General features: G+C 38.5%; 16 protein-coding genes. All 16 read right to left on the bottom strand.

From position 1 onward, the window contains the following. Positions 1-3: 3 nt before the first annotated feature. On the bottom strand, positions 4-939 hold the full coding sequence (locus ACFPPD_RS13130) for a glycosyltransferase family 2 protein (protein ID WP_209745261.1): 936 nt from the start codon (positions 937-939) through the stop codon (positions 4-6). Further along, entirely contained in the window at positions 929-2,017 is a 1,089-nt protein-coding gene (locus ACFPPD_RS13125) for a DegT/DnrJ/EryC1/StrS family aminotransferase (protein ID WP_209745258.1), read from the bottom strand. The genes ACFPPD_RS13130 and ACFPPD_RS13125 overlap by 11 nt, the downstream gene beginning before the upstream one ends. Continuing rightward, the gene (locus ACFPPD_RS13120) at positions 2,014-2,571 is read right to left on the bottom strand and encodes an acyltransferase (RefSeq protein ID WP_209745254.1); all 558 of its coding nucleotides are present in this window, start codon (positions 2,569-2,571) and stop codon (positions 2,014-2,016) included. Before ACFPPD_RS13120 ends, ACFPPD_RS13125 begins: the two co-directional genes overlap by 4 nt. Positions 2,572-2,592: 21 nt before the next feature. Continuing rightward, positions 2,593-2,991 carry a sugar 3,4-ketoisomerase gene (locus ACFPPD_RS13115; protein WP_209745250.1) on the bottom strand — a complete coding sequence of 133 codons (399 nt, stop codon included), beginning with the start codon at positions 2,989-2,991 and terminating at the stop codon, positions 2,593-2,595. 47 nt (positions 2,992-3,038) lie between these two features. After that, positions 3,039-3,989, bottom strand: a complete 951-nt coding sequence (locus tag ACFPPD_RS13110) for a glycosyltransferase family 2 protein (RefSeq protein WP_209745247.1) — start codon at positions 3,987-3,989, stop codon at positions 3,039-3,041. Then, positions 3,986-6,154: a DUF3329 domain-containing protein gene (locus tag ACFPPD_RS13105; RefSeq protein ID WP_209745244.1), complete on the bottom strand. Its 2,169-nt coding sequence runs from the start codon at positions 6,152-6,154 to the stop codon at positions 3,986-3,988. The genes ACFPPD_RS13110 and ACFPPD_RS13105 overlap by 4 nt, the downstream gene beginning before the upstream one ends. Before the next feature lie 587 nt (positions 6,155-6,741). Continuing rightward, a complete protein-coding gene (locus tag ACFPPD_RS13100; protein WP_209745241.1) occupies positions 6,742-10,041 on the bottom strand; it encodes a glycoside hydrolase family 99-like domain-containing protein in 3,300 nt (1,099 codons plus the stop codon). Further along, positions 10,038-10,664, bottom strand: coding sequence for an adenylyl-sulfate kinase (gene cysC, locus ACFPPD_RS13095; RefSeq protein WP_209745239.1), 627 nt, complete (start codon positions 10,662-10,664; stop codon positions 10,038-10,040). Before cysC ends, ACFPPD_RS13100 begins: the two co-directional genes overlap by 4 nt. 37 nt (positions 10,665-10,701) lie before the next feature. Continuing rightward, the gene (locus tag ACFPPD_RS13090) at positions 10,702-12,258 is read right to left on the bottom strand and encodes a sulfotransferase family protein (protein WP_209745237.1); all 1,557 of its coding nucleotides are present in this window, start codon (positions 12,256-12,258) and stop codon (positions 10,702-10,704) included. Positions 12,259-12,274: 16 nt separating this feature from the next. Next, positions 12,275-13,636 (bottom strand): ABC transporter ATP-binding protein, encoded by a 1,362-nt coding sequence (locus ACFPPD_RS13085; RefSeq protein ID WP_209745234.1) that lies wholly within the window; start codon positions 13,634-13,636, stop codon positions 12,275-12,277. Between the two features lie 25 nt (positions 13,637-13,661). Beyond that, positions 13,662-14,519, bottom strand: coding sequence for an ABC transporter permease (locus tag ACFPPD_RS13080; RefSeq protein ID WP_378082431.1), 858 nt, complete (start codon positions 14,517-14,519; stop codon positions 13,662-13,664). 640 nt (positions 14,520-15,159) lie between these two features. Then, on the bottom strand, positions 15,160-16,137 hold the full coding sequence (locus ACFPPD_RS13075) for a glycosyltransferase family 2 protein (RefSeq protein ID WP_378082429.1): 978 nt from the start codon (positions 16,135-16,137) through the stop codon (positions 15,160-15,162). Positions 16,138-16,247: 110 nt separating this feature from the next. Next, positions 16,248-18,344 (bottom strand): hypothetical protein, encoded by a 2,097-nt coding sequence (locus ACFPPD_RS13070; RefSeq protein WP_209745231.1) that lies wholly within the window; start codon positions 18,342-18,344, stop codon positions 16,248-16,250. A gap of 83 nt (positions 18,345-18,427) precedes the next feature. After that, positions 18,428-20,875 carry a PglL family O-oligosaccharyltransferase gene (locus ACFPPD_RS13065; RefSeq protein WP_209745228.1) on the bottom strand — a complete coding sequence of 816 codons (2,448 nt, stop codon included), beginning with the start codon at positions 20,873-20,875 and terminating at the stop codon, positions 18,428-18,430. Between the two features lie 15 nt (positions 20,876-20,890). Next, complete coding sequence (locus tag ACFPPD_RS13060; RefSeq protein WP_209745225.1) at positions 20,891-22,396, bottom strand: sugar transferase; 1,506 nt, start codon at positions 22,394-22,396, stop codon at positions 20,891-20,893. Between the two features lie 131 nt (positions 22,397-22,527). Further along, positions 22,528-25,311: an S-layer homology domain-containing protein gene (locus ACFPPD_RS13055; RefSeq protein ID WP_209745222.1), complete on the bottom strand. Its 2,784-nt coding sequence runs from the start codon at positions 25,309-25,311 to the stop codon at positions 22,528-22,530. Between the last annotated feature and the right edge of the window lie 156 nt (positions 25,312-25,467).

The raw sequence follows: 25,467 nt of genomic DNA, 5'->3' as shown, positions 1-25,467 counted from the left end.
AATCTATTCGTAAACTTCATCGATGACATATGACGGGCGATTCCTGCTCTCATCTAAAATCCTCCACATATACTCACCAATAATGCCGAGCATCATCATGATCATGCCAAGCAAGAAAGTAACAATTGCAATTATGGAGGTATAACCCTGAATTTTGATATTTCCAATCAAGGCGTTAATAATGACAAACAATCCGTATAGAAAACTAATGAATGCAGTAAAGAATCCTACAATCGACATAAATCTAATCGGAGCGAAAGAGAAGCTTACAAATGAGTCGATGAATAACTTCACTTTCTTTGATACAGTCCACCTGGACTTTCCAACTTTTCGTTCCCGACGAACGTAAGGAACAACGTCGCGGTTATGTCCAAGCCAAAAGATCAGACTCATAATATTCGTATTTTTTTCTTTGATCTGATTCAATTCTTTCACCACTTGCTTGTCAACAAGTACAAAGTCAAACCCGCCGGATGGATAACCTTTTAAAGCATACTTGTCCATTAAGTAATAGTAAGTCCCTGAAAAAGCTTTTTGCGATAACGATTCTTCTCGATCCGAGCGTGTAGCGAGCACAACTTTGCTTCCCGCTCTCCATTTATCAATCATATCGACAAACAATTCTGGCGGGTCTTGTAGATCTGCGGAAATGATACCTACACAGTCTCCTGTTGTAACCGTCAAGCCCGCTTGGATGGCCGACATAGATCCGAAGTTTTTACTCAGCTTTACGACTTTGATGCGGGAATCCATACTTCTAGCCTCTAACAAAAGATTAAGGGATTGATCCTGTGAGCCGTCATCAACAAATACAAATTCAAGATCGTAATCCGGAAGTAAACTTTGCAAGTTTTGTAATTTCGGAATAGTATGAGGAATGTTTAGTTCATTATAATAGATCGGCACGACAATCGAGAATATCGGTTTATTAGTAGGCATTGATCGCATCCACCACTGCTTTAGCTTGATTAATATCCATTACAGGACTCATGGGTAAACTTAGCACTTGCTGATGAATGAGTTCAGATAACGGGTAATTACGATCCTGCCATTCCTGATAGGCTTCTTGCTTATGAGGTGGAATAGGATAGTGTATTAACGCTTGAATCTTAAATTGGGTTAAATGGGCGATAAGACTTTCTCGACTTTCTGTGCGAACCACGAACAAATGCCAAACATGCGAGTCTGGGGAATTTTCTACGATAGGCAGTTGAATTTTGGCATTATCGATATGTTCCAGATAGAAATTCGCTATTTCTCTTCTCTTTTGATTCTCTTGATCTAAGCACTTCAATTTGACACTCAGAACAGCAGCATGTATTTCATCCAGACGGCTGTTGACGCCTTTGAACATATTTTCGTACTTTTTATGAGAGCCGTAATTTCGTAGCGCTCGTAGCTGTTCGGCTACTCGATCATCATTAGTCGTAATGGCTCCTGCATCCCCCAAAGCTCCTAGGTTTTTGCCCGGATAGAAACTAAACCCCGCCGCATCGCCTAAATTCCCGGCACGCAGTCCATTATATATCGCTCCATGGGATTGAGCGCAATCCTCAACAATTTTCAAACCATGTCGATTTGCGATTTCTTGAATAGGTTGCATATCGCACGTCTGCCCATATAGATGAACAACAAGGATGGCCTTCGTATTAGGAGTAATCACATTCTCAATTTTCTGTGGATCAATATTGTAGGTAAGTAAATTAGGTTCAACTAGTAATGGTGTTGCTCCCACCGACGAAATAGCCAATATGGAGGCGATATAGGTGTTTGATGGTACAATCACTTCGTCACCTGGTCCTATGTCATAGGCTTTTAAAATGAGAGAAAGAGCATCCAACCCATTGGCAACCCCTATACAATGTTTGGTCCCACAATAGTAGGCAAACTCACTTTCAAAATTCTCCACTTCTTTTCCAAGGATATACCAACCGGAATGAAGGAACCGATTCAGACTCTCTTTAATTTCTTTTTCATATTGAAGATTGATTTGCTTCAAATCGAGAAAGGGAATCATGACAATTCTCCTATCTTCTCGTTAATAAGTTCATACTTCTTGTTGCACCTTAAACACATCTTGTCCTGACTTAATTTTTCTCCGCACTTGCATACATACCCTTTGAACTTGGCGGGATTCCCGTACCATAGCGTTTGATCCGGCACATCTCGGGTTACGACAGCCCCTGCTCCAATCATCGCGAACTCTCCAATTTCAATTCCGGCAATAATGGTTGCGTTCGCACCAATCGATGCTCCATTTCTTATATATGTTTCAGCAAATTTTTCGGGGTATTGTTTGGACCTTGGCCTAAGATCATTGGTAAACGTTGCATTAGGGCCTAAGAATACGTTATCCTCGATTCGAATACCGTCCCAAATATAAACACCTGATTTAACTGTTACATTGTTTCCAATTACTACATCGTTCTCAATGAAAGTGTGGTCGTTTATATTGCAATTTTCCCCAATAACGGCTCCCGGCAATATATGCGCAAATGCCCATACACGAGTATCTTTACCAATGTGCGTGGATTCAACCAACGCGTTAGGATGTTTAAAGTAATTCTCCATACCCTGCTCCTTTGGAAAATGTTATGCGTACACTTCAATAAAGCGGTTATAGTCTTTGATGTAATCCTGAGGGTCATACAAATGGGAAGCCAAAACCAATAGGACACAGTCAGAAGAAAAGTTATACATTTCGTGCCAATCGTTTGGTTCCAAGATAAGTACCTTGGTTGGCGAATCCAAAGTAATGTCATCTTTGCGCTTAATATTGTCCAAATAGACTTTGCATGATCCAGATACGGCGATCAAGACTTGTCTCGTCTTATAATGAGCATGATATCCCCGACGAACATTTTCTTTGGTTCCATAGATATAAAAAACTCTTTCGAATCCAAAAGGAATTATCTTGTTAGCCTCTAGAACGGCTAGGAGACCTCTTTCATCTCCCAACTCATCAATTTGAATGCATCTACTATCCAACATTGACCTATACACCGAGGATTCCCCCAAAATAATATAATCGCTAGTACTTATACTACCGATTTCTTCATTAATAATTTTATTACGAATCCAATATTTCTACTGATTCCAGCTTTATAAAACTTCCATTTGAAAACAAGAAAAACAGATATTACCTTATTGGAATTTTGTAATCTAATAAATTTAATGAACATTTTTTTCGTTTGTTCATTCATTACTTTACTATAAACATGATAGAACTCTTCACACTGGAGAACATTTTTCTCCAAACTGTAAGGTTGTGAAAAAAACTTGCGAAGTATATTTTTGAGTGTATAGTGAGTTGCCCCGACATGGTTTGAAAAATGCTGCCTATAAAGTATGGTCGGTGTATTTAAGTATCCAATCTTTCCAAAAAGACTAGCAACCAAACTAATCCACCAATCATGCATTATCGAGGTGCTTGGTATGGGAAGGCTTAAGCTTGCGAGCCTTTTATTGATCATCATCGTGCAACCTGTTACAACATTTTGCACGAGCAACCTATTAATTTCTGTAAATCTTGGGTCTAAATTTTGGTAAGCCCAAAATGATTTCGAAATTATATTTAGCTCTGGATCAGTAACCAAAAGGTCGGTATGAATCAGAATCGGTAAATCCCCTTCCTTTTCTTCGAAGAATATCATTTTTTCAAATGTCCATTTAACTTTATCAGGCAACCATACATCATCTTGATCTGCAAACATAAAATATTCAACTTCATGAAAATTTTGGTTGCAATATTCCAACAAAGTCCCGAAGCTTAATTTGCTCCCTTTATTGTTAGAACCTTCAATTAAGTAAAAATTATCGTTTTCGGATACAAATTTGTTAATAATATTCGTCGTTTCGTCGACCGATCCATCGTCCCTGATTAGCACAATAAATTGTTGATACGATTGGTCTAGCAATGAATTGAAAAATTGTTCCAGATATAGCTCTCCATTAAAGGTGGAAAGAAGTACCGCCACATTCCTAATCATGATTTTTCGGTTCCTTTAGTCAAAATGCCTTCAATATTTTTCACAATTAACTGAGGGTCGTCCCCATTAGTAAGAACCTCAACAAACCCATCTGTATCCAAAGTTATTGCCTTTATTTGAGTAAACGGAACTAATAGATCTATCAAAGCTTTTCCTTGGTAGGACTTTTCCTTGTCACCTACTTTAATAGTCAGGGAATGAATGCTAACATGCTGTTCACTATTGCCAGGATCTAAACGTATACTTCTTATTTCTGATGGGTTTGGTAAAGGAAACTTTAGAGAATAAATACTATCCATTTCTGGTTGGATATCCTGCAAATTTTGTGTTACAGACTCCTGCTCATTAAAACCGTTCCCCATATCAAAAAACATTTGATAGCCGTAAGTATTTCGCCCATCAATATTTAGTTTAATGTAATCTTCTTCATCCTTAATATAACTATCCAAACCGGTCAACTCAAACCACGGATCATTACCCAAAGATTCCAACTCGAGACCTTTTTCCGTCAACCGGATATTACCGATTTGTCCCTTTGACTGAATCATTTTTATTAGTTCTTCTGGATATAAAGTAACTTTCTTACCCCTTTTGATAAATTCTATGGATTTAATAATTTTTATTCCAGGTGTGGTGCCGGGATCGATTCTTAAATATTCGATATGTTCCGAATCGGTCCCAAAGAATGCTTGGTTAGTAACAAAACCATTGTAAGACGTCTTGAGGAATTCCGGGGGATCTGACTTAAATTTCTTATAAAATACTTGATAAAAATCCAATGTATTTGAGTCAAACTGAACAATAATCTCCATTGCGGATTGTAACTTCACACTGTTAAATCCGTAATATTTGGCAAGTGACCGGTTTTGATCTTCATTCGGGCCGGTCAACAGATCTCTTACATACATAAATCTACTGCCATTAACATTCAGCGCAGGTAAATAAACATCTTTAATTTCTTCTTGCTGAGATACTTTAATCAATTCAATTCGCTTTGATGAGGTCTGGGCAAGATTATGATAATCTTTATAGACTTCTCTCATGGACGGAATCAGAATAAGCAAAGAACAAAGAGAAATAATGATGCCGGAAACCATCTTATAAGTAAAAATGTTATAGATCATAGAAAGCAAAGTAATGTTCGCAGCAATCAAAAACATAGCCCCTGGGAAAGAAGCTCGCAAAGGAAACTCCGGAGATACAATCATAGATAAGAAAGTTATAAATCCAAGAGAAAAAAGCACAAGAGCAACGAGAAAAGATTTTTTGCTTTTGTTGTTCCATTTATTCTTTCCAACCCATAAGCCTACTACCGTAACTATCAGCAAAGAGATAAAGACAATGACTAGTACCTTTTGCTCCGACAATACGGCATTAAAGGAATGCACATAATTGATCAGCATCGTCTTTGTGTCAGCTTTAAACGGTGAATTGTTTAACCTGTTTTGGTTCCCAGGCGAAAAAACCAATAAACAAAAACCTGCTAAAACGCTCAAAAAGGAAGCGTTATAAAATATTGTTATCTTTTGTTTAATAATTACCTTTTGGTAAAAAAATCCGAGAATCATAAACGCGATTATTGCCGAACCAAAATTTTCTAAGGAATTACCTGCGATAAACCCCAGTATAACGACTGCCATTTTAGACGCTTTTCCAAAATGCCTACCGTCTATTACATTTTTTAAAATTAATAACACAAAAAGCATTGTTGGAACGGACACCCACAAATAAACGAGTGCACCCGTCATCCAAGTAACGGTTTCTCCAAAAACAGGGACACCGAACCATAATAGTATCAGCGACGGAAGAATGAAATAGAAGCTTTTATTAGTCTGTTCAGATGACCTATGAAAACAAGTCAAAAGAGAAAGCAATAATAAAAATACGATCGTGTTAAGAATGTTGAATATATCTTTGCCAATGTACATTTGTACAGAGATAAAAAAAGAAGATACAACTCTACCTGTCCACCATCTATACAGTAGAACTTGGTTTTCAAATATTTCAGAGATATTAGAAATATTATTCAATGTCCCATAAACAAAATTGTTGTTATACTCATCGTTCCAAAAAGGGGTGTACATATTTAACAAGAAAAAGTATAACCCAATCGGCAAACTAAGAATTACGAACCATGTGATGGATTTCATTCCTTTAAGTAACATCTGCACACCCTACCTTATATATTAAAAAGGATACTGCGCTAAAAATCGTCATGATTTTCATGCAGCCTATCTCTTTTTCGTCAATTATCGCTATCCATAAATTATACGATTAATAATTGCCATCGTCTATGTTATATAAAACATCCAAAAGCGAAGATTTAATTTACCATAATAATTGTTGGTAGGAATATAAATATATTTGAAGATGCTTTGGAAAGATAAAAATGAACTTTGCCAGAAAGATATCACTTTGAATTCACTTATACACCTTCCTTTAAGCTAACTGCCGTGAAAATGCACCAGGAAAGCACGACGCTAAAAGAAAGAAATCTTTGTGATAGCAGGCTTCAATTTAAAGTCATCCAAAGCATGCTTGAAGCTTTGGTGAGAAGCCTACGCAACCTCTGGGTTAGGTTATCTGCCTCATCAATTGATAGAGCGATAAAATAGCCAGCTCAATCGCCTCCTTCGCGGACACGCATAAGAATTCAAGCCAACCCAGAGGAAATTAACAAGTAGGGGGTCAAACGCTCAACTGACAAATGAGCACGACTACTGAGAACATGAAATAACAATAAATCCTCCACTTAACAATCTTTTACTCCTAAATATTGTTGTAAATATACCCGATATTCATTTGCTTTTGTTATCGACTCATTACTCATTTCGAAATTTACTTTCACAAACTCTTGCATTCTAATCACTTCATTATAATGGAGCAGCTTATTTTCACTTTTGGTCACACTATTCGTATGTCGCCTGTGATAATTAAGAGATTTATTAGTAAAAAATAGTTTGCCGTGCTGCAAGAGCCATACATAGAATCGCCAATCTCCTGCAATCTTGTAACTCACTAACTCTTCTAATAATTCATCTGGGATTTCAATTTTTTTAAATAAGATACCTGAAACGTTGGGTATGGAGTTCTTTATTGATAATACTTCCTGTATTTCTACTAATCCCATTTCAATATGTGGTTTACTCCACTTATCGGGGTCCAAATTTCTTGTATAGTCTAAGTAAGAATTCGACAGAATATCCCCATTTTCCGACATCTGCTTGGATTGCGAATAACTTAATACGACTTGTTCATCCATTTCAAATCCTTGTACAACCTCTTCTAAAAAATTCAAAGCAGATAGATCATCAGCTTCTGCGATCCAAATGTAATCTCCATTTGCACTGGCAACGCCGTTAGCCCATTGTCGAAAAACAGAGCCGGAGTTTTTCTCGTTATACAATTTTTTAACCTTTAGTTTAGAATCGAAAGGATAACTATCAATCACTTGACAGCTAGTATCTTTTGAGCCGTCATCCAGAACAACCAACTCATAAATGGGATAAGTCTGGTTGAGTATCGAATTCAATCGCTCAGGTAAATAATGGGCATAATTGTAGTTCGGAATGACTGCGCTTATCTTTTTGAAAGAATGACCGCACAATTCCAGCAACTCATACAAATAGTTCAAAAAGTAAAATTGATTTTCAATTAGTTCACGTCCTGCATTACCTTTCAATACCCTTTGATCATTATCTTCAAGGAGTTCCTGCACAGCTATTGCCATGTGGTTCGTATCTGAATGATCCACTAATCGACCTGTAGTCTCTGTTACAATATCCCCGAAGCCTCCGGCATCCTTGAATCCGATTACAGGAACTCCTACGTTCATCGATTCCATTACTACCGAAGGAAATGGATCTTCTCTCGAGGTTAACAAGTACACATCGGCACCCGCATAATACAAATCAACTTCAGTCGTTGCTTCTATAAATATGACGCTTTCTATAAGTTCATCTTTAATATCAGAGAGGGCATAGGGGTCTCGATTTCCTACCCAAATAGATACGACATCAGAATTGCTATTAGTTACACGAGACGCTACTTCACAGAATAAGTCAATTCCTTTACGCCAATCGGCATAACCTACTCCGAGGACTATTCGAGTATTCTCAGATAAACCTAATAATGCTCTAAGCTCTTTGCGGGCGGAATCCTCTTTGCCCTTATACTTATTGGATTTATATAACCCTTGAGGATGTATGACTTTCTTAGAATCATCAACCATAACGACTTGATTGAATTTATCTCCGACATAGTTGGAAGGAAAAACAACCTTATAGGCATACTTAGCTATGTCTCGAGCCTTCTCTTCTGCATTATATTGCTTGATTACTCCAGGTAGTTCATGTATAAGTGATATTGTTTTAATGCCTTTGAACGTTAATTTTTGAACCAAATCTCCCGTAATTACAGTGTTGCAAATTGCTGATCGAAAATTTTTCTTTACTAGTTTCGACAATTTTGAATCCAATTGTTTTTGACAATGCTCTTCCGACAACAAAGTCACATTCCCGAGTTTTCTATAGTCCTCTAATAACACTCCACCTTCTTGAAGAATAATCTCGATGGTATAACCAAAATGTTTTTTTAGTGCTTTTACCATATTTAGAGCTAACAACTGAGCACCATTGAAATGTGCATTGTGGGAGACGATTATCAAGTTTTTCTCAAATTCCTTACTTGTTTCCTGGAGTGCCTCCTTGGTCGCCTCAAGATAGGAATAGCCGAATTTACGATCTGGTTCCAAGTGAGCGCCTTCGGCCCATTCGTTCCAAGCATTTACAAATACAACCTTGTCATCCGAGAAGTTTGCTACTGTATGTCTAATTATATTTTTTAGCCATTTTTTATACAGTAGGGGCGAAGAATTATGGTAAATAGTCCCATTGTTCGGCTTTCGTGCGGTGTTGTCCCAGCTTGGGCTAATGCCCTTATACAGTTTATAGTCGGTATCAAATAAATAGTTTTCTTCTTCGACATACTTTTTATAATCGAAAATTAACCCGTTATAATTAGGGTTCACGACCTCAATACTATCATTGATCAACTCACAGCCATATTCATGTATGGAATGCGGCGGAAATTCAACCAGACCATCCAAACCATAGTCTTCGGGATGGTTAATCTTCCAAGATACACCTAGGAGCTGAATTTCTCCAATTCCTTCCTTGGTACAATACTCACGCCATTGTTTGGCCGTTTTCTTGAAATCAGGAAATAGACCTGGCCTGTATACCATAACCACCGGTTTCCCATTAATACGGATGTACCGTCGGTCTTTAAGGTAACGAGTTAGATCTTGAATAAAATTCAGATCATCTTCCTCTGAATACTTCTGTTCCATTAGAATGTCATTCTCTTCTCCATCCCATCTTCGAGACCAGTTTTCATTGGCCCAACAAAGACAGAATGGTAGGTCAATCTCCGGATGGGCAAGCAATTGGTCAACAGGTCTCTCCAATAATCGCTTACCGGTAAACCAGTAGTGATAAAAACAAAATCCATAAATGCCATATTGTTTAGCCAACTCAGCTTGACGTTTCATGATCTCTATAAGTCGAAGATCGTAGAATCCGAGCTCATCCGGTAGATGAGGTTGGTAATGCCCCGTATATTGGGGAACAGCTTTAGTAACATTAGTCCACTCAGTAAAGCCTGTTCCCCACCATTGATCATTTTCTGGAATAGGGTGGAATTGCGGCAAATAAAATGCGATTAATTTCACATCATAATCTTTTGCGTTAATCGATTCATTTGAATAAGGCACATAGTCTGGCGATTTGCTGCTTGATCTAAATAACAAGTCGTTAATATACTTATCTCTCTGATTATTCGTTGATGAATCAATTGTTATTTGCGTATGGTTAACAGGTTGATTTTGATTCACATAGCGGTACCAAGTTTTGTAACTGTCTGTATTTCGTAATACAATGCGGAAAGACTTGAAAAAAATATTTTTTAAACTCTCTCTTGAACGTTCTGAGAATGGAAGTCTGTGATACGCGGTTCGAAGTACTCTCTTGGCTTTTCTACGTATCTTTCTCATGTATTATTCTCCTTGATTGAGAATATATTTATCGGATTTTCCACTAAATAATCAATCAATCTTTTTATACAATCCTCAATAGACATTGTATTCGTTTCAAGAACTAACTCTGGATTTTTGGGTTCTTCATACGGGGAATCAATACCCGTGAAGTTGGGAATTTTACCTTCCCGAACTTTTTTATAAAGCCCCTTTGGATCTCGATTTTCACATTCAACAAGTGGACATTTCACAAATACTTCGACAAATTCACCATTTGAAAATTGTGATCTAACCGAATTACGATCTTCCTCAAATGGAGATATTAATGCAACAATCGTAATAACTCCCGCATCACAAAATAACTTAGATACTTCTCCTACTCGTCTTATATTTTCTTTACGATCGGCTTCACTAAATCCTATATTGTTATTTAATCCATGTCTAATATTATCACCATCAAGAACATACGTAAGCACACCCTGATGGTGTAATTCATTTTCCAAGCTCGTAGCTATCGTTGATTTCCCTGAGCCAGATAGTCCCGTTAACCAAATCACACAACTATTATGACCCAGTATTCGGCTTCTACTCACTCGATCAATCAGACGATTCTGCCAAACTATTGTTTTATTTTCAGTCAAAATTAGCACCTCAAACCTACTATTTTATATTTCAATCTTACAGTTTTAGTTTCCTTATTAGTCTCCATAACTTTGTTGATTGAATTTTTTCTATTGCTTTATTCGCTAATTCAAGTGATACCGTTTGTTCCACTAATTTGGATTCTAATTGAACAATCTTATCCATTAATGAATTATTATTCCCGGTAATTTGATTCAAAATATTCGATTCTAATTGTCTAAACTTATCAAGTATAGAAAAATCATTCGCATTCGTTTGTTCCATAATTTTAGTTTCAAGTGATCTAATACTTTTTTCGAATATATTGTTATTCATGATTTCATAAATTTCTTCTTTAACTGCCATCTCTAAAATTAATTCCCCTCCAGAGTTTGTAATTTCTGAAGGTAGTTGAATTAATAGTTGTGGGTCATTACATGTACATATTAAATCAAAGGTTTCCCCATTGTTCTCTACTCTAACAATACCTTGTCCATCATACAGATGATTGTTTTGTAATAAATCAAGGTGATAGCCGGTTGAATTAACAAAACACAATTTTTTAATCGAAACCCAGCACTCTCTATTTGTAGGATCTAACCTTAATTGATTATTACAATTAGGGGTTAACCTCATAATGTAAGTATAGAAGTGACCATCAGCATCAATGCTGTAAGTTTGTGACTTTTCTTCTGTGAAGTTATCTTCATCAATCTGTTTCCAAAATAATTGCATTTTGATTTTTTGATTTACAAAAATAGGTGATATCATTTTAGACCAGTGTCGAAGATCCTTATATAATTCCCCGATCGATTTTTCTATTTCATTCGACACTTTCCAATCCATTTTTTTGGATAATTCCAAACACAAAGAATAGATTTCAACTAATGATCTTTGAACACGGCCACTTTCATTTAATAAAATTAATTCTTGTAAGTTTGTTTTTTTATGACGCAAGTCAAGGTTTACAATTTCATTAGCTATTCTTTCGAAATCATATGATTGTTGTATCCCCAAAAATGATGCAAGACGATTTATTTGTAATGTCGGCTCCTCAATAAACCGATCATAATTCACGATTATTCTTTGAAAATTTGAAGTATAATAAAGAGCTGAAAGAGTATGCAAATTCCACATACCCATTGCATTCTCAAATTTCATATTGTTACGCTTTTCCAACGATGATGCAACATCAACAGGATTTCTGATTGGTATAATAAATTTCAATTCAACTTCCATTTTTGATAACACACTTATCCATAATGGGATCGTTAAACAGGTGCGTGGGTCTTTCCAGCCCCAAATCAGTCGGGTATGAAATTGCTCACGGATGATTGTTTGCATCTCCTCATGAAATAAAGCTATCTCCTCTGATTCCCACCAATCATCTGGTAAGGTCGCAGTAGTATCCCATGTTGCGCCCAATAAACTAAGAATTCTCTCATTTAGCAAGATGACATCTTTGCGCTCCCAAAAACCTTCTGGATTATCAAAATTAGCATCAACAAAGTCTTGATCTTCGCCTAGATATACACCCAGAGATTTTACTGCTCTTGTAATTAATGAAGTACCGCTACGATGCATTCCAAGTATACATACAACTTGTGTCCTCATGAGAGAATTCCCTCCTTTACACATTTATTTCATTTTCTAGATCTGAAATCGTTATTTTATTCTCAATATGGAAATCAACGATTGCTGTACCCAACAACCCTTCTCTATGAAGCACTTTAAAAGCATACATATCTACGGCTCTTGTGATGTATGTTCCAGAATCATCCATAACACCACAGTTCAAAAAATAACTTCCAGGCAATAAATTTGCAGTGAAGTTAAATTCGACTTTAACAAGTGTGTTTTCTTTAATAAGGAGTCCTTTTCCCAGCCATGAAGAAACTGCTCCTCCTAGTTCCAAACCACTTTCACTTTTAATAAGCATTCCGAACTGTACATCGTTGAAACTTTTTTGGAATTCTACCAAGTAAGTCCAAGTATATGTTTCCCTCGAAACCAATAGATTCACTTTCTTAGCGCTTGAATCCAATATTTCACAAGAGACAATATTGGCCCCTTTTGACTCATAGATAGTACCTTGAAAAATAAAGTGAGGATCATATGCCGCTTCTAGTTCAATCATACTTGAAGGTTGATCTATTATAGAAATTTTATTCCCTTCCACTTCGAAGGAATCACTTTGAAGGTTTGTAGAACTCAATATTGATTTTATTTCATCTCGTAATTGTTGTTTTTTCTCTATTGGTGCGTGAATAAATTTTTGATATAAATTCACAACCCGTTTACTCAATCCCACTAACAAGCATTCACCACCATCTATAAATACAGCTCTATCACAAAGTTGAACAACCGTACTGCCTGAGTGAGAAACAAAAAGGACCGTTCCTCCCTGTTGCTTAAATTCCTCTAATTTTGCATAACACTTTCGCTGAAATAATTCATCCCCTACAGCAAGCGCCTCATCGACGATTAATATCTCCTTGGGAACCATAACTTGCACGGCAAAAGCCAATCTTACTGTCATGCCGCTTGAATAGGTTTTTACAGGTTGGTCAATAAAATCACCTATATCCGCAAAGGAAACAATACTATTATACAAATCATCCATCTCTTCTTGAGAAAATCCGAGAATGGATCCGTTCAAATAAATATTGTCTCTCCCTGTAAATTCAGGATTAAATCCACTCCCAAGTTCTAAAAGTGCAGCGACTCTGCCGTTCACCTTAATATTGCCGCTTGTTGGAGCAAGAGTCTTTGCTATGATCTGAAGTAATGTACTTTTTCCCGAACCATTTTTACCTACGATTCCAATTGTTTCTCCCTTCTTCACTTCGAAAGAAACATTTCTTAAAGCCCAGAACTCTCTATAGTACTTGCGCCCTCGAAATAGACCCTGTTTTAGACGGTCTTGAGGTTTATTATAAATTTTATAACACTTACTTATATTTTCTACTGAAATCGCCACATCTGAATTCATAGTAATCTCCTTAATCAAAACCATATTACAATATATCAGCAAACATCTTTTTAGTCCTTTGAAACCAGACATATCCTAACACGACTATGAGCAATCCTATTACAATTCCAATCAAGCACGAAGTCCAATCCGGCATTTGTCCCCAGATCACTACGAGACGAATATTCTCGATTACATTCGTAAGCGGATTGATATTGTATAAATATCGCATTCCTTTCGGTATGGCGGAAACTGGGTAAAAGATTGGACTTAAAAACATTAATGCGGTTATTCCAATTCCAACAAGATATCCACTGTCACGTAGAAACACACCCAAAGACGATAAAAACCATCCTAAACCTAAACATAGAAGTAGAATGGGTAGGAGTACAATCGGAATAATAATAATCGTCCAATAAATTGTCCCCAGTAACAGAAACTGGGCTACGAGTAATATAATCAAACTTATTGCAGCTTGTACAAGAGCCGAACCTAATAAAACAACAGGAAGACTTTCCAATGGAAAGACGACTTTTTTGACGTAGTTAGCATTATTAATAATCAACCCCGATGCTTTACTTAACACTTCGCTAAAGATATTAAATGCCGTAAGACCACAAAAGAGAATTAAGGCAAATTCCGTTTTACTACTACTTTCAACACTCCACCTTGCATTAAAAACGCCACTAAAGACAAAAGTATAAATCGATAACATGAGTATTGGAGTAATACAGGACCATAATATCCCAAGATATGATCCTTTATACCGGCTTGAAACCTCGCGCTTCGTTAATTGTATGATTAACTCTCTTATTTTCCACAAATTCGTGATGATCTGGATGGGATTCCATACAGACTGGACATTCATCATATTAATATTATCCCTTCGACTTACTTCATCCATCTTAACCCAACTTCCGTATTCATCTAGACTTCCTTAATTATATCTAGATACTCTAATCTAGTCTTTAATAACGATAGCGAAGATTATAGTCCTGTATTTTCATGTTTATTTAAGATACTCATTAGTAATTTCATTTATTGGAGCTGTTATTCTCCCCTAACCAGTACAATTAACCCCTTGGTCTGCTTAGGATCCGCCTCTACACCTTGTCCGCTTCTTGGGAAAAGTATTAGATGGTTTGTGGCTACCGATTTTCCTGGTGCTATATCTAGACCATCCGTCATGTCAGATAACCCATTAGCATCCGTACTGTAGGCTATAGCTTTACCGGAATGAACAATTAATTCTCCACCGTCGGCTACGATTATCTTGGTACCCCATGGAACCGTGACAACCTCAATCTTAGTTGAAGAACCTTCGCCACCTGAACCTAGATTCTCCAACTCTTCCTTTACAAGTTTTGCAACGCTCTGATCAACATAGCTCTAGGTTACTATGGGATCATCAATATTACCTGGAGTAGAGGAGCTGTCCGCCTCAACCGACTGGTACTAGCCAAAGGCACCGATAGCAATAACTAGTGCAATAATAGCTGTAATCTTCGAAGATCTAGTATTCATAGTCAATATCATTACCCGTCTCATATTGATTTCGTTGATTCAACTTGATCCCAGAATAGTGGGTGCATACTGCATTTGCGGCGAATCTTCTGCGGAATTGCGTGATAAACGAGTCCCATTCGATAGCCAGTGAATTTAACTGTCGATTCTGCAAACCATCGTGGTATCCAACGCCACATTTTGGGCTTACGAAGCTGTCGAAACTGTGCTTTGATCAATCGCATGCCTTCCCCCTCTGCCTTGGCATAACTTAGAAGCCAGTTGTTCATCCTTAGAGAGCCGCCAATATCAAAGTATCTATTAAATAGCTGTTTTAATGTGTATTGATGAGAATGATCTACACGAGCCTCTGGGGCGTATGCGATAGAATGACCTGACAACACACAGCGAGCCGCTAAAATCATATCTTCGTTTGAAACTATAGGTGCAGGGAATCCTCCAACCTTATCAAAAACCTCTTTACGAACCGCGGAACAAACATTGGTAAAGAAAAATGTCTTTATGCCGTAAATCTTCACATCAGCCAAAGATCTTCTCATCGGTTCTAGTGGATAGTTAAATTCAATATTCATTCGTTCGAGAATACGCGCATCAGGAAGTGCAACTTGCCGACCGCAGACAGCAGCCACATCTATATCATCAAAAGGTTGGACCAGATTTTCAAGGAACCGATTATCGGATGGAAGTGCATCTTGAGTAATAAAAACTAGCACTTCTCCTATCGCATGTGATGCTGCATAATTACGAGTTCTGCCATGGTCAAAAGATCCCCTAGTCACAGTTAATACTTGGGTCCCCATACGCCGGGCAATTTCTGCAGAATCGTCTTCAGATGTGGAATCTACCACAATGATTTCATATGGTTTAATGCTTTGATTTTGTAAGCTAATTAGTAATTTCGACAAATAGGGCGCAGCATTTAGGGTTGGAATAATGACTGAAATTCGGATATCCGCTCTCCCCTTCTCTAAAATAATAACTATATTATATTTTAACACACTTACTTGTTATAAGAGAGTCGTAAAATGTGGATACATAAATACTTTTATCGAAATAACAAAAGGTTGCAGAGGATTATACTCTCTGCAACCTTTCTGAATTTATCCTATCACTTATTCTCGATGTACCAAGTGAAGCCTCGATCAGCAAGCATTTTTTTATTGCTTCCAACAACCTCATAAATTCTAAAACGATAATTATAATCGTAGTTAATTGTATCATACGTTGTTGGTTGTTTTATTTCCAAATCATGCTCTCCAACACTTAAGGATGGCGTCGCGGCTTTCTCAACATTTAAGTCTTGTTGGAACATCGTTACCCATTCTTGTTTGGAATTATCGAAATATTCTATTGCAGCTTGTAACTTTCTATCTTCCGGATAAATGCTAATGTTCATATCTTTATCCAGTTTATAATGCATACGAACGATGACTTCTTCATTCGTGAGCAATGGTGTAAATTTATCAATAGTCAGCGTATGCGGTAAAAGAAGTACGTCTTTCAGATTTGTTTTAGCCGGGATATCCGTCGGGAGCGCATAGGCTACCGCGTTCACATAGGCATCAGCATTTGCATTTCCTTCCGCATAAGACTGATCATTCACAGCTTCCCCAACAATTAACTTAAGATTTGCAGTTGATGCTTGTTTAGGGAATATCGCTTCAAAACGAACAAGCGATTTGGATCCTGGAGTCACTTTACCTTCACCAACAACAGCAGTTGCAGGGAAGATTTCCTGATTTTCATTTATAAAGTAACCGCTAAGCTTTACTGGAGAAATCGTACGCTTTTCCATATTCTCGATTGCTACTTGAACCGTATATGTCTTTGTAGTCTGTCCTTCATAAACAGCAACGCGATTGATCGAAGCCTTGGAGGTACTGCCATCACGTTTAATATCATAGAAGGATGTTTCAGACAGAACAGGTAGCTGCGTTAAGAAGGAACTGGATTGTAATTCTCCGGCTTTAACTGCGCTTTGCTCTTTTTTCTCATTCAGTACGACTTTGGCTGTGCTAAATTGATAATTTGATGCCAATTTCACGTATGCATTAAACCGTACGGAGCTTCCAGGTTGTATGGCGACTACGCTAGAAGAAATAACTCGTTTGAAGTTAACCTTAACTTTGTTGTCAAAGTAGAAATAGCCTTCAATTGTCGGAATGGACAGCGGTTCGGTTCCTTGATTTTCGATTCGGATATTTGCAGACAGAACGTCTCCATCTTCCCAAGGCTGACGCGTTACAGAATTCAAAACGAATTTATACTTACCTTGTGTATTGGAGTAGGTGAAATTATCAGTTGCAGTCGTTGCGCTACCGGTCTTTAATAGTACTTGATATATTCCAACTGGAATCGATTTTCCTTCTTCACCAGCATCTTCTAAAGCAATAATCTTCCAGCTTTTGCTTTTCACTGTGGCCGGAACATCTACTGTAACAAGCAACTCTTTACGATTCCATGGAGACAATTCAACATCTCCAACCTCCGCAGAAGTCATATTGTACATATATCCTTCAGAGGTTACTAATACATATTTGTATTTCGAAAGCTTGACCGTTTGTTTGCCTACATTGTTGTAGGATAACGTGACTTCGAGATGATGTGATTCATCTGTGGAATTTATTAAGGATTGGGATATCTTCGAATTGATAACCGTATTTCCAAGATACATTTTCTTATAGGATCCTGGTTTTACTTCTGCAGTGAATCCAGCGGGAAACTTAAAACTCCCAACGATTGCCTCATAATTCGACTGGGAAAAATCAAAGCGAACCACCTTCAAGATCAGATCAGACAACCGAGAGGACGATCCCACATCGGCATAAAGATTAAGGTACGATGTCGTTTTCGGAGCTATTGTTTTCTTCTTACTGTCACTAGCAGTCAATTTCAATGTAAAGCTTTCACCTGCTGATGACCCAAGCCTAAACCAATAATCCAATAAATTAATTGATTTTGTACTGCCATTGTACAGGCTAAGGGTATAAGATACTGTCTTGCCACTATCAGTCGGTGCTAGATTCACGTCCACTACATTAATGGAGACCAGCTTGTTAATAAACACCGGCTTCACGACTCCAGCTGGGAGAGCAGCTTGCGGAGTAGATGATGTTGCCGCTGCCGCCTCGTCTACATTCGATGCCACACTAATCAAGCCTAATAAGAGTAGACAAGCTAAAACTACATTCAGCGACTTATTCATGTTTACCATCCTTTATCTCACATTCGTATATATTAGATACGATTGGATTTGATGGAAAGTTGCACTAAAAGGCGATAGCTTCTCTAATCGTTAAGCAGATTTATGACTTCATACTCTTCCTGCGGATCTGTTTCTATTAGACGTTGGAATAGCGGCAAATCATCCTTTCCCATCTTTCTTAACGAAGCTAGATATAATCTTACGAGAACCTTATCTTCATTAGTTTCTATAATATCCTTTATACCATCTTTCAAAGTTATTGCTGCGTTCTCATATTTACCATTTGTAAAATTTATTTGCCCAACTATCAGCCTCATCTGCGAAGTTATCTCGAATGGCCGAATATAAACTATCGCTTCTGGTAACTCATTCAACTTGGCAACCCTACTCTTTACTTCTTCATACCACGCAAATATTCGTTGCGCCTGATCTTCACTCTTGGCTACGACACCATCATTGTTAGCACTATTCCACAAATCATAACGATCTATTATGACTTGTTCATAGAACGATAGTTCATATGGATATCGCGTGATAGCCTCTTCTAGAACTTCAATTCCTCGTTCCTTGTCACCCTGTTGTAAGGCAAGAGAATATCTACCTTTTACTAAATTACTAAAGTGCGGTTCTGTTGCTGCTAATTTGTCAAAATACATTTGCGCAGTTTGAATGTACTGTTGGTCTTTCGTTTGTTCATAGGCTTGCAATTGATATCCAGCTATACGTTCAAGCAAAAATGGATGACCCGATACACGTTTTAAGCCGGACACTAGCGGTTCTAAGATGGCATCTAAAGACTGTTTTTCTTGCGCACGCCTTATGCTTTCTGTATATTGATTGTTCGCATAGAATAGATTGCTTATAGTAATTATCAGCACAATTGATAATGCAAACCATACAATCGATATTCCTCGCCTCATATTTGTGATAAAAGTCAGTGGGCGGCCTTCAAACAAAGGTTTCCTTAAATTTCCAGATACTATTCCGAGGCACAAAAATACGAGAGCAGAAAAGTAACCATAACTCATTTCAAAATCTATTAGGCTGTGCAGCAATATGCTGATGGCAATTAGAAAGAAAAATACATGATCCTCATTTTCTGATTTCAAATCTCGAAAGTACTGAATCATATATTTAACAATGATATATAAAATGAATAGAGCAAAAATGGCAACACCAATGACACCTGTCTCAACCAGAATTTGAATAAAATAGCTGTGGGTTTGAGCGCTAACAAAAGGGTAAGACTGATATTGGTCATAGAGAGCCTCCCAAGCTCCGCCTCCGCCACCGAGTACAGGTGACTCCTTCCACATTTCGATTGCGATTTTATAGAATTCAAAACGTTCAAGAACGCTGTGAGTATTAAAATTGATATTCGCTAACCTTCCTAACGTTCCAGAAGGCAGTACAGACGAGAGCACACCACTCGATAGAATAACAACACCTATTACTCCAACGATAGTAAATATTAAGGGAATTGCTAACCTTGATCTTCTACTACTCATCCACTTAGACATTTTGCGGTCAATGACAGATTGTACATATTTATGAATCAAATATACAAAACCCGCCATTAACAGAGAAATGAAGACAATACGCAACCAACCACCGATGGACGAGCTGGAGATTAGACGCACTGTTTCTATCGCTTGCCTGGAGGCTATTTGCTGCTGATAACGTTCGTAGACCACCGTTGCACGTGAAGTCAGGTCTGAAACAATTAACAGTGAGAACAATAAAGCTCCACAGACGTACATTAGCATCATGAGTTGCCTACGCGTATTGAATAATAATAATGTAACCAAAGCAATTATTGGCATCATTATAATAGCGCCGCGTGATAATGTAAGTAGCAAAGATATTATGATTGGAACTAGCATAAAACCATGTATCATTACTTCATATCGTTTAGTGGATTTAATAAGATGATGAAGGTTACCAAGGAGTAGCGTGATAAGAAAGGCCGCGTACCCGTTGGGATAAGTGAAGAATGAGGCAAGACGAACGCCATCTGAATAAAGTAAAGCATCCATGCGATATATATTGCCTAGCAAATAGGTAAAACCGAATATAACCATCGTATAACCAAAAGATAGAAATAGATTCGTCATGTACCGAAGAACTTTTCTCTGATCGGATAAAAAGATTCCAAGTAGAAAAAATGAATAGATGAGTAAGTTATTGTATAACCCGATCTTGGATAGATACGCTGACTTTGCAGAAAATGAACTCAAGAAATAAACTAATGGTATAGCCATTCCAATTATTGCAATTAGATGACGCTGTTCAAAATTGCCTTTCTTGATAAATGCCAGCGACGCCAGGATAAAAGCCGGTATGCCAAGCAATAGTCCATATAGTAATGGTTTTTCGAACATATATTGTCCTAGTTTATGAAGTCCTACTCCATTAAAGAATCCAAATTGAAATGGAGTAAGAAACATGAAAACCCCAAGCAGTATTAGTGTCGCCCATCCCCATGCTGTCACAGAGTCTTTAGTTAGTTTCTTTGTCTGATTAGATGCCAACTACGTATATCCTCCTTAGTACGCTCCGCTACCTTTAACAACTACAGGGATCGTTTTCAACAATATTTTAAATTCAAGAGCAATACTCCAACGTTCAATATATTGAATATCCAGGTTAATCCACTCGTCGAAGGTTAAATCACTACGTCCACTGACTTGCCATAATCCAGTCATACCCGGACGAACATCCATTCGTCTCCATTGATGGTCTGAATATTGCTTTACTTCATCTGGAAGAGGTGGTCGAGGTCCAATCAAGCTCATTTCGCCTTTTATCACATTCAGCAATTGAGGGAATTCATCAATGGAGTATTTTCTTATAAATGCTCCAACCTTAGTGACTCTTGGATCATCTTTCATCTTGAAGGCCGGTCCTGTCATATCATTATGATCATTTAATACCTCAAGTTTTTGATCTGCATCCGTAACCATGGAGCGAAATTTATAGATAACGAAAGGGACTCCATTTTTCCCGAGGCGCTTCTGATTATAAAAAACGGGACCGCTGGATGATAACTTAATTGCGACCGCTACAAGCGCCCATAGTGGGCTCAGAATCATTATACCTAGCAGAGATATTATAATATCCATACAGCGCTTTATAACTAGATTTAAGCCCCTTAGTGGAGTTTTCACGATCTGTAGACATGGATAATCATAATCTTGCCGATACTCGTATACAGAGGTCATACGATCATATAGTTCAGGAATAATTCGAATATCAATCTGATATTTATAAATTCTCTGTATGAGTGGATCTAGCTTTTTTCTTTCTGAAGGAATGGTAATGTACAGAATATCTACGTGCTGTTCACGAACTACTTTCTCAAGATCATCTACGGTACCCATGACCCGTTCATTTAACTTTTGATCATCAAGAAATCCGACAAAATGATATCCGTGCGTCTCCGATTTCATAAAAAGTTTTTGAAACTGCATGCCCACTCGTCCAGCTCCAACAATCAACACATTTTGCTTCAATTTCCCGTATTTCTTTAGTTGATAAAAAGTCCATTTACGAATATATCTATAGGCCATTGCCTGAAATATCGTTGTACTAAAGAAAAAGAGGAGTACTGCTCTAGAATAAACCATTGTATTTTTCATTAAGAAAGTTATGCCGATTGCAATCAGAAAGCTAAGTGATATTAATTTAACAATTATAATAAATTCATCTGTAAGACTTCTTTCCTGTCTAATGCTATAGAACTGTTTCTGGTAAGTCAGTAATAAATAAAGACCTAAGAACAACAGAAGATAAATGCAATAATCGCTAATTATTGGTATTTGATTGAACCATTGCGTTACGCTCGTTGTCGAAATCTCAGGATAATCTGGCAATACTCTCATCACGAATAATATCGCAAAGGTTATTAAGTAAGTGAGATATTCAATTCCCCCTAGCGCAAACTGAATGGCTTGAAGGTTGAGTTTCGATCGAGTTCTGTTAGCTGCCAACTGCTCTAATGAATTCAGTTCATTAGTAGCCCGCATTTGGCTTGCCGACACATGAGGCTGCATTGTCTCGGCTCCTTTTCTTCTCTGTTAATATGTATGTATTTCATTATATCATTCCAGAGTAAAACTTGACGACATTAGAGAAGAAAAAGAGACCCCAGCAAAAGCTGGAGTCTCTTTCTTAGTAGTGATAATTATTTCGCAGTAACTTCGCCGTCAGCAGCGCCGTTGCTGTTTACATCAACGATTCCAGCAGCACCAACCAACTTGACAACGATTGTTTTGTCAAGAGCGAATGTGTTAGCAGGAGCAGTGATGATAAGACCTTTGTTATCGGAACCGTCAGCGGAGAAAGTGAATGTAGCGTCAGACTTGCTGCCATTGATCCAAACTTCAACGCCTGTTACAGTACTAACAACAATTTGTTCGCTGAATGCTACTTTAAGCTGTGTAGCAGATACGATTGTACCGGAAGCTACAGCTGGCTTAACGTTTTCAAGCAGGTTAAGCGGATATCCATCTTTAGAAGCTTGTGTTAGACGGTTACCGTCTTTACCTACGATGTTCTTAACAGCTACCGTACGGAAACCCGATGCGAAGATCGTGCCGGATGGAAGCTCAGCTTTAACTACGAACTTAGTACCGGAGAAGTACAGGTTAGTAGCAGCTGGAAGAGCTGTACCATTGATCGTGTAGTTGTTAACATTCAAAGCATCGTTAGTAAGTTCTTCGTCGAAAGTGAAAGTCAAAGTTCCGCCGCTTGCTACAACTGTGAAGTCAATAGATTCGCCAGTCGTATCAGAAGTTCCAGCAGTGAAAGATGCGTCTTTAGCGGAAGCTTGAATGTTACCAGCGGAGTCACGAACTGTGCTCGCAGGAATTGTAACTACGAATTTACCAGCTTTGAATTTCCCGCCGCTAAGCAGGTTAGCTTCGCTAGTATCAACTTGCAGAGCAAGGTATTGATTTTCGCCAGAATCAGTAGTGTTGCCGTCATTATCGGAATCATAACCAACAGACGTAACAACAGTAGCAGATTCAGTCAGTACAACATTGTCAGTGGAAGTAAACTTCACAGTGACAGCACCAGGAGCGGTGTTAATGATTACTGCTTCGTTGTATTTCACATAGATGATGCGATCTTTCAGGACAACTGCGCCGTCAAGAGCAGGAGCATCAACGTCTTTTTTCAGCAACAACGTGGAAGCCGAGGATTCGGAGCCAGCGTTACCGGAAAGATCTTTGTAGCCTGCAACAACTTTAACGGAGTAGTTCACGAAGCTAGTTCCAGATGGAACAATTGCAGATGCATCATAGAGGTATTCAGCATCGCTGTCGTTCGTTTTCTCTGTTGCAGTAACGCTGTAAACTACACCGTTAATGGAGAGACCGAAGCGACGGCCTGCATCAGTCATCAGGTTTTCGCTGAATTTAACGCGGATTTTACTGTTCTCGGAAGAAATGCTAGCAACCGTTGGAGCAGTGGAATCTTTAACTACCGTTACAGTAGCGTTGAAGTCCGTCAGCGTGTTACCGAAGATGTCTTTGTAACTGATCAAGTCAACGCGATGGTTACCTTCGCTAGCCGTGATTTGAAGCTCAGTAACATCACCCTCAGCGTCAGTAGTTGTAGTGTATGTTGTGTAAGTTACGCCATCAACGGATACAGAACCCAGAACATCAATCGGCTCGGAGAACTTAACTTTGATAACCGGAGCTTCATATACAACTGTAGCTGTTGGAGCTACGCCGTCAGCCAAGAAGATCGGTTGTTTGTACTCAGTCAAAGCAATGCCGGAAGCCGATTTCAAACCAGTCTTAACTGTCAATTGTGCATAGGTATCTTTTAGTGACGCATATCCCGTTGGACCAAACGTCAATGTAACTGCTGTTTTGTCATCAGACAAAGCAACACGAGTCGGAGCAGTTTCAACGCTGTTCAATTTCAGGCGGTAGTAATCAACAACTGCCGAAACTTGATAGTTGTGTCCACCACTAGCTACGCCTTCTTGAACTGCTTTGTTGAATTGAACTTTGATTTGTTTACCGTTAAGGACAGTAGCACCTGTTACAGTGAACTTCTCAACAGTTACTTTCAACTCAGTTACTGCAGATTTCTTAGCACCGTCGTAAGCAGTCACTTTGATAGTGTGCTCGCCAGCTGCCAATTTAGCAGTTGTGTAAGTGAAAGTTTTGTCGTCTTTCAGTGTAGCGGAAACTTCAGCGACAGCGTCAACAGCAACTTTCACGCTGTCAGCTTTACCAACTACAGTTCCTGTTACAGCAGCAGTGTCGTCAGTGCCAAGAGTAGCTTTAACGTCTTTCAGCGTCGGAACAGATTTGATCGTTACTACAGAGTAAGCGATGTCGATCGCTTGACCGCGAGTTGCAGCGCCAGTGTAGCTAGCTTGCTCAGAGATCAAGCCAGCAGCGATAGCAGCTTTGATGTAACCAGCAGCCCAACCGGAAGCGCCAGCCACTGCCGTATCAGCAGTTGGTTTCAAACCAGCCAGCAGAACGGCAACTTTAACGATTTGTTCAACCGTTACGTTAGCTTTTGGCGTGAACTTGCCAAGGCCAGTACCGTTTACCAAACCAGCTCTTGCAGCAGCTTCGATTGCACCGAAGTACCATTGGCCAGCTTTAACGTCCGAGAACGTTTGACCAGCAGTCACTGCAGGAAGACCTGCAACCGCAGCAGCGATCGTTGCGAATTCTGCACGAGTCAGGTTGTTAGCGATGTGTGGGTCGCCGTCCGTCGTGCCTTTCAAAAGACCTGCGTCAACGAGTGCTTTGTATTTCTCAGCAGTCGTTGGAGCAGCTGGAGCGTCGGCAGCAGCCGCCATGTTAGCGAAAAGGCCGAACACCAAGGCCAAAGCAAGGATAAGGGATAAACTTTTCTTCATAACCTTTTTTTCTCCTCCTCGAGAAAATATCTGTTTTGTTTGTGTGGAAGAATTATAGCTCGAATCTCTCATCGGTGTTTCACCCCCTTCCTTGAGTAGAGCATTGTCTATAATTGATGTCTGTCGGCATGCCTATTTAAGGTAGATCATGTCGCAGAAACTCGTAAACAGTAGAATAGATTCGCAATCGAACGCAAAGATGGCAGGGTAAAATATGCCACTTTCCCC

The sequence above is a fragment of the Cohnella suwonensis genome (assembly GCF_042655365.1).
Taxonomy (GTDB): Bacteria; Bacillota; Bacilli; order Paenibacillales; family Paenibacillaceae; genus Cohnella; species Cohnella suwonensis.
The sequence above is the reverse complement of the archived record's forward strand: the minus strand, read 5'-3'. Positions and strand labels throughout refer to the sequence as shown.

Excerpts from the sequence above, each read along its gene's own strand:
- ACFPPD_RS13130 (WP_209745261.1), bottom strand. The coding sequence starts at position 939 with ATGCCTACTAATAAACCGATATTCTCGATTGTCGTGCCGATCTATTAT.
- ACFPPD_RS13125 (WP_209745258.1), bottom strand. The coding sequence starts at position 2,017 with ATGATTCCCTTTCTCGATTTGAAGCAAATCAATCTTCAATATGAAAAA.
- ACFPPD_RS13120 (WP_209745254.1), bottom strand. The coding sequence starts at position 2,571 with ATGGAGAATTACTTTAAACATCCTAACGCGTTGGTTGAATCCACGCAC.
- ACFPPD_RS13115 (WP_209745250.1), bottom strand. The coding sequence starts at position 2,991 with ATGTTGGATAGTAGATGCATTCAAATTGATGAGTTGGGAGATGAAAGA.
- ACFPPD_RS13110 (WP_209745247.1), bottom strand. The coding sequence starts at position 3,989 with ATGATTAGGAATGTGGCGGTACTTCTTTCCACCTTTAATGGAGAGCTA.
- ACFPPD_RS13105 (WP_209745244.1), bottom strand. The coding sequence starts at position 6,154 with ATGTTACTTAAAGGAATGAAATCCATCACATGGTTCGTAATTCTTAGT.
- ACFPPD_RS13100 (WP_209745241.1), bottom strand. The coding sequence starts at position 10,041 with ATGAGAAAGATACGTAGAAAAGCCAAGAGAGTACTTCGAACCGCGTAT.
- ACFPPD_RS13090 (WP_209745237.1), bottom strand. The coding sequence starts at position 12,258 with ATGAGGACACAAGTTGTATGTATACTTGGAATGCATCGTAGCGGTACT.
- ACFPPD_RS13085 (WP_209745234.1), bottom strand. The coding sequence starts at position 13,636 with ATGAATTCAGATGTGGCGATTTCAGTAGAAAATATAAGTAAGTGTTAT.
- ACFPPD_RS13080 (WP_378082431.1), bottom strand. The coding sequence starts at position 14,519 with ATGGATGAAGTAAGTCGAAGGGATAATATTAATATGATGAATGTCCAG.
- ACFPPD_RS13070 (WP_209745231.1), bottom strand. The coding sequence starts at position 18,344 with ATGAATAAGTCGCTGAATGTAGTTTTAGCTTGTCTACTCTTATTAGGC.
- ACFPPD_RS13060 (WP_209745225.1), bottom strand. The coding sequence starts at position 22,396 with ATGCAGCCTCATGTGTCGGCAAGCCAAATGCGGGCTACTAATGAACTG.
- ACFPPD_RS13055 (WP_209745222.1), bottom strand. The coding sequence starts at position 25,311 with ATGAGAGATTCGAGCTATAATTCTTCCACACAAACAAAACAGATATTT.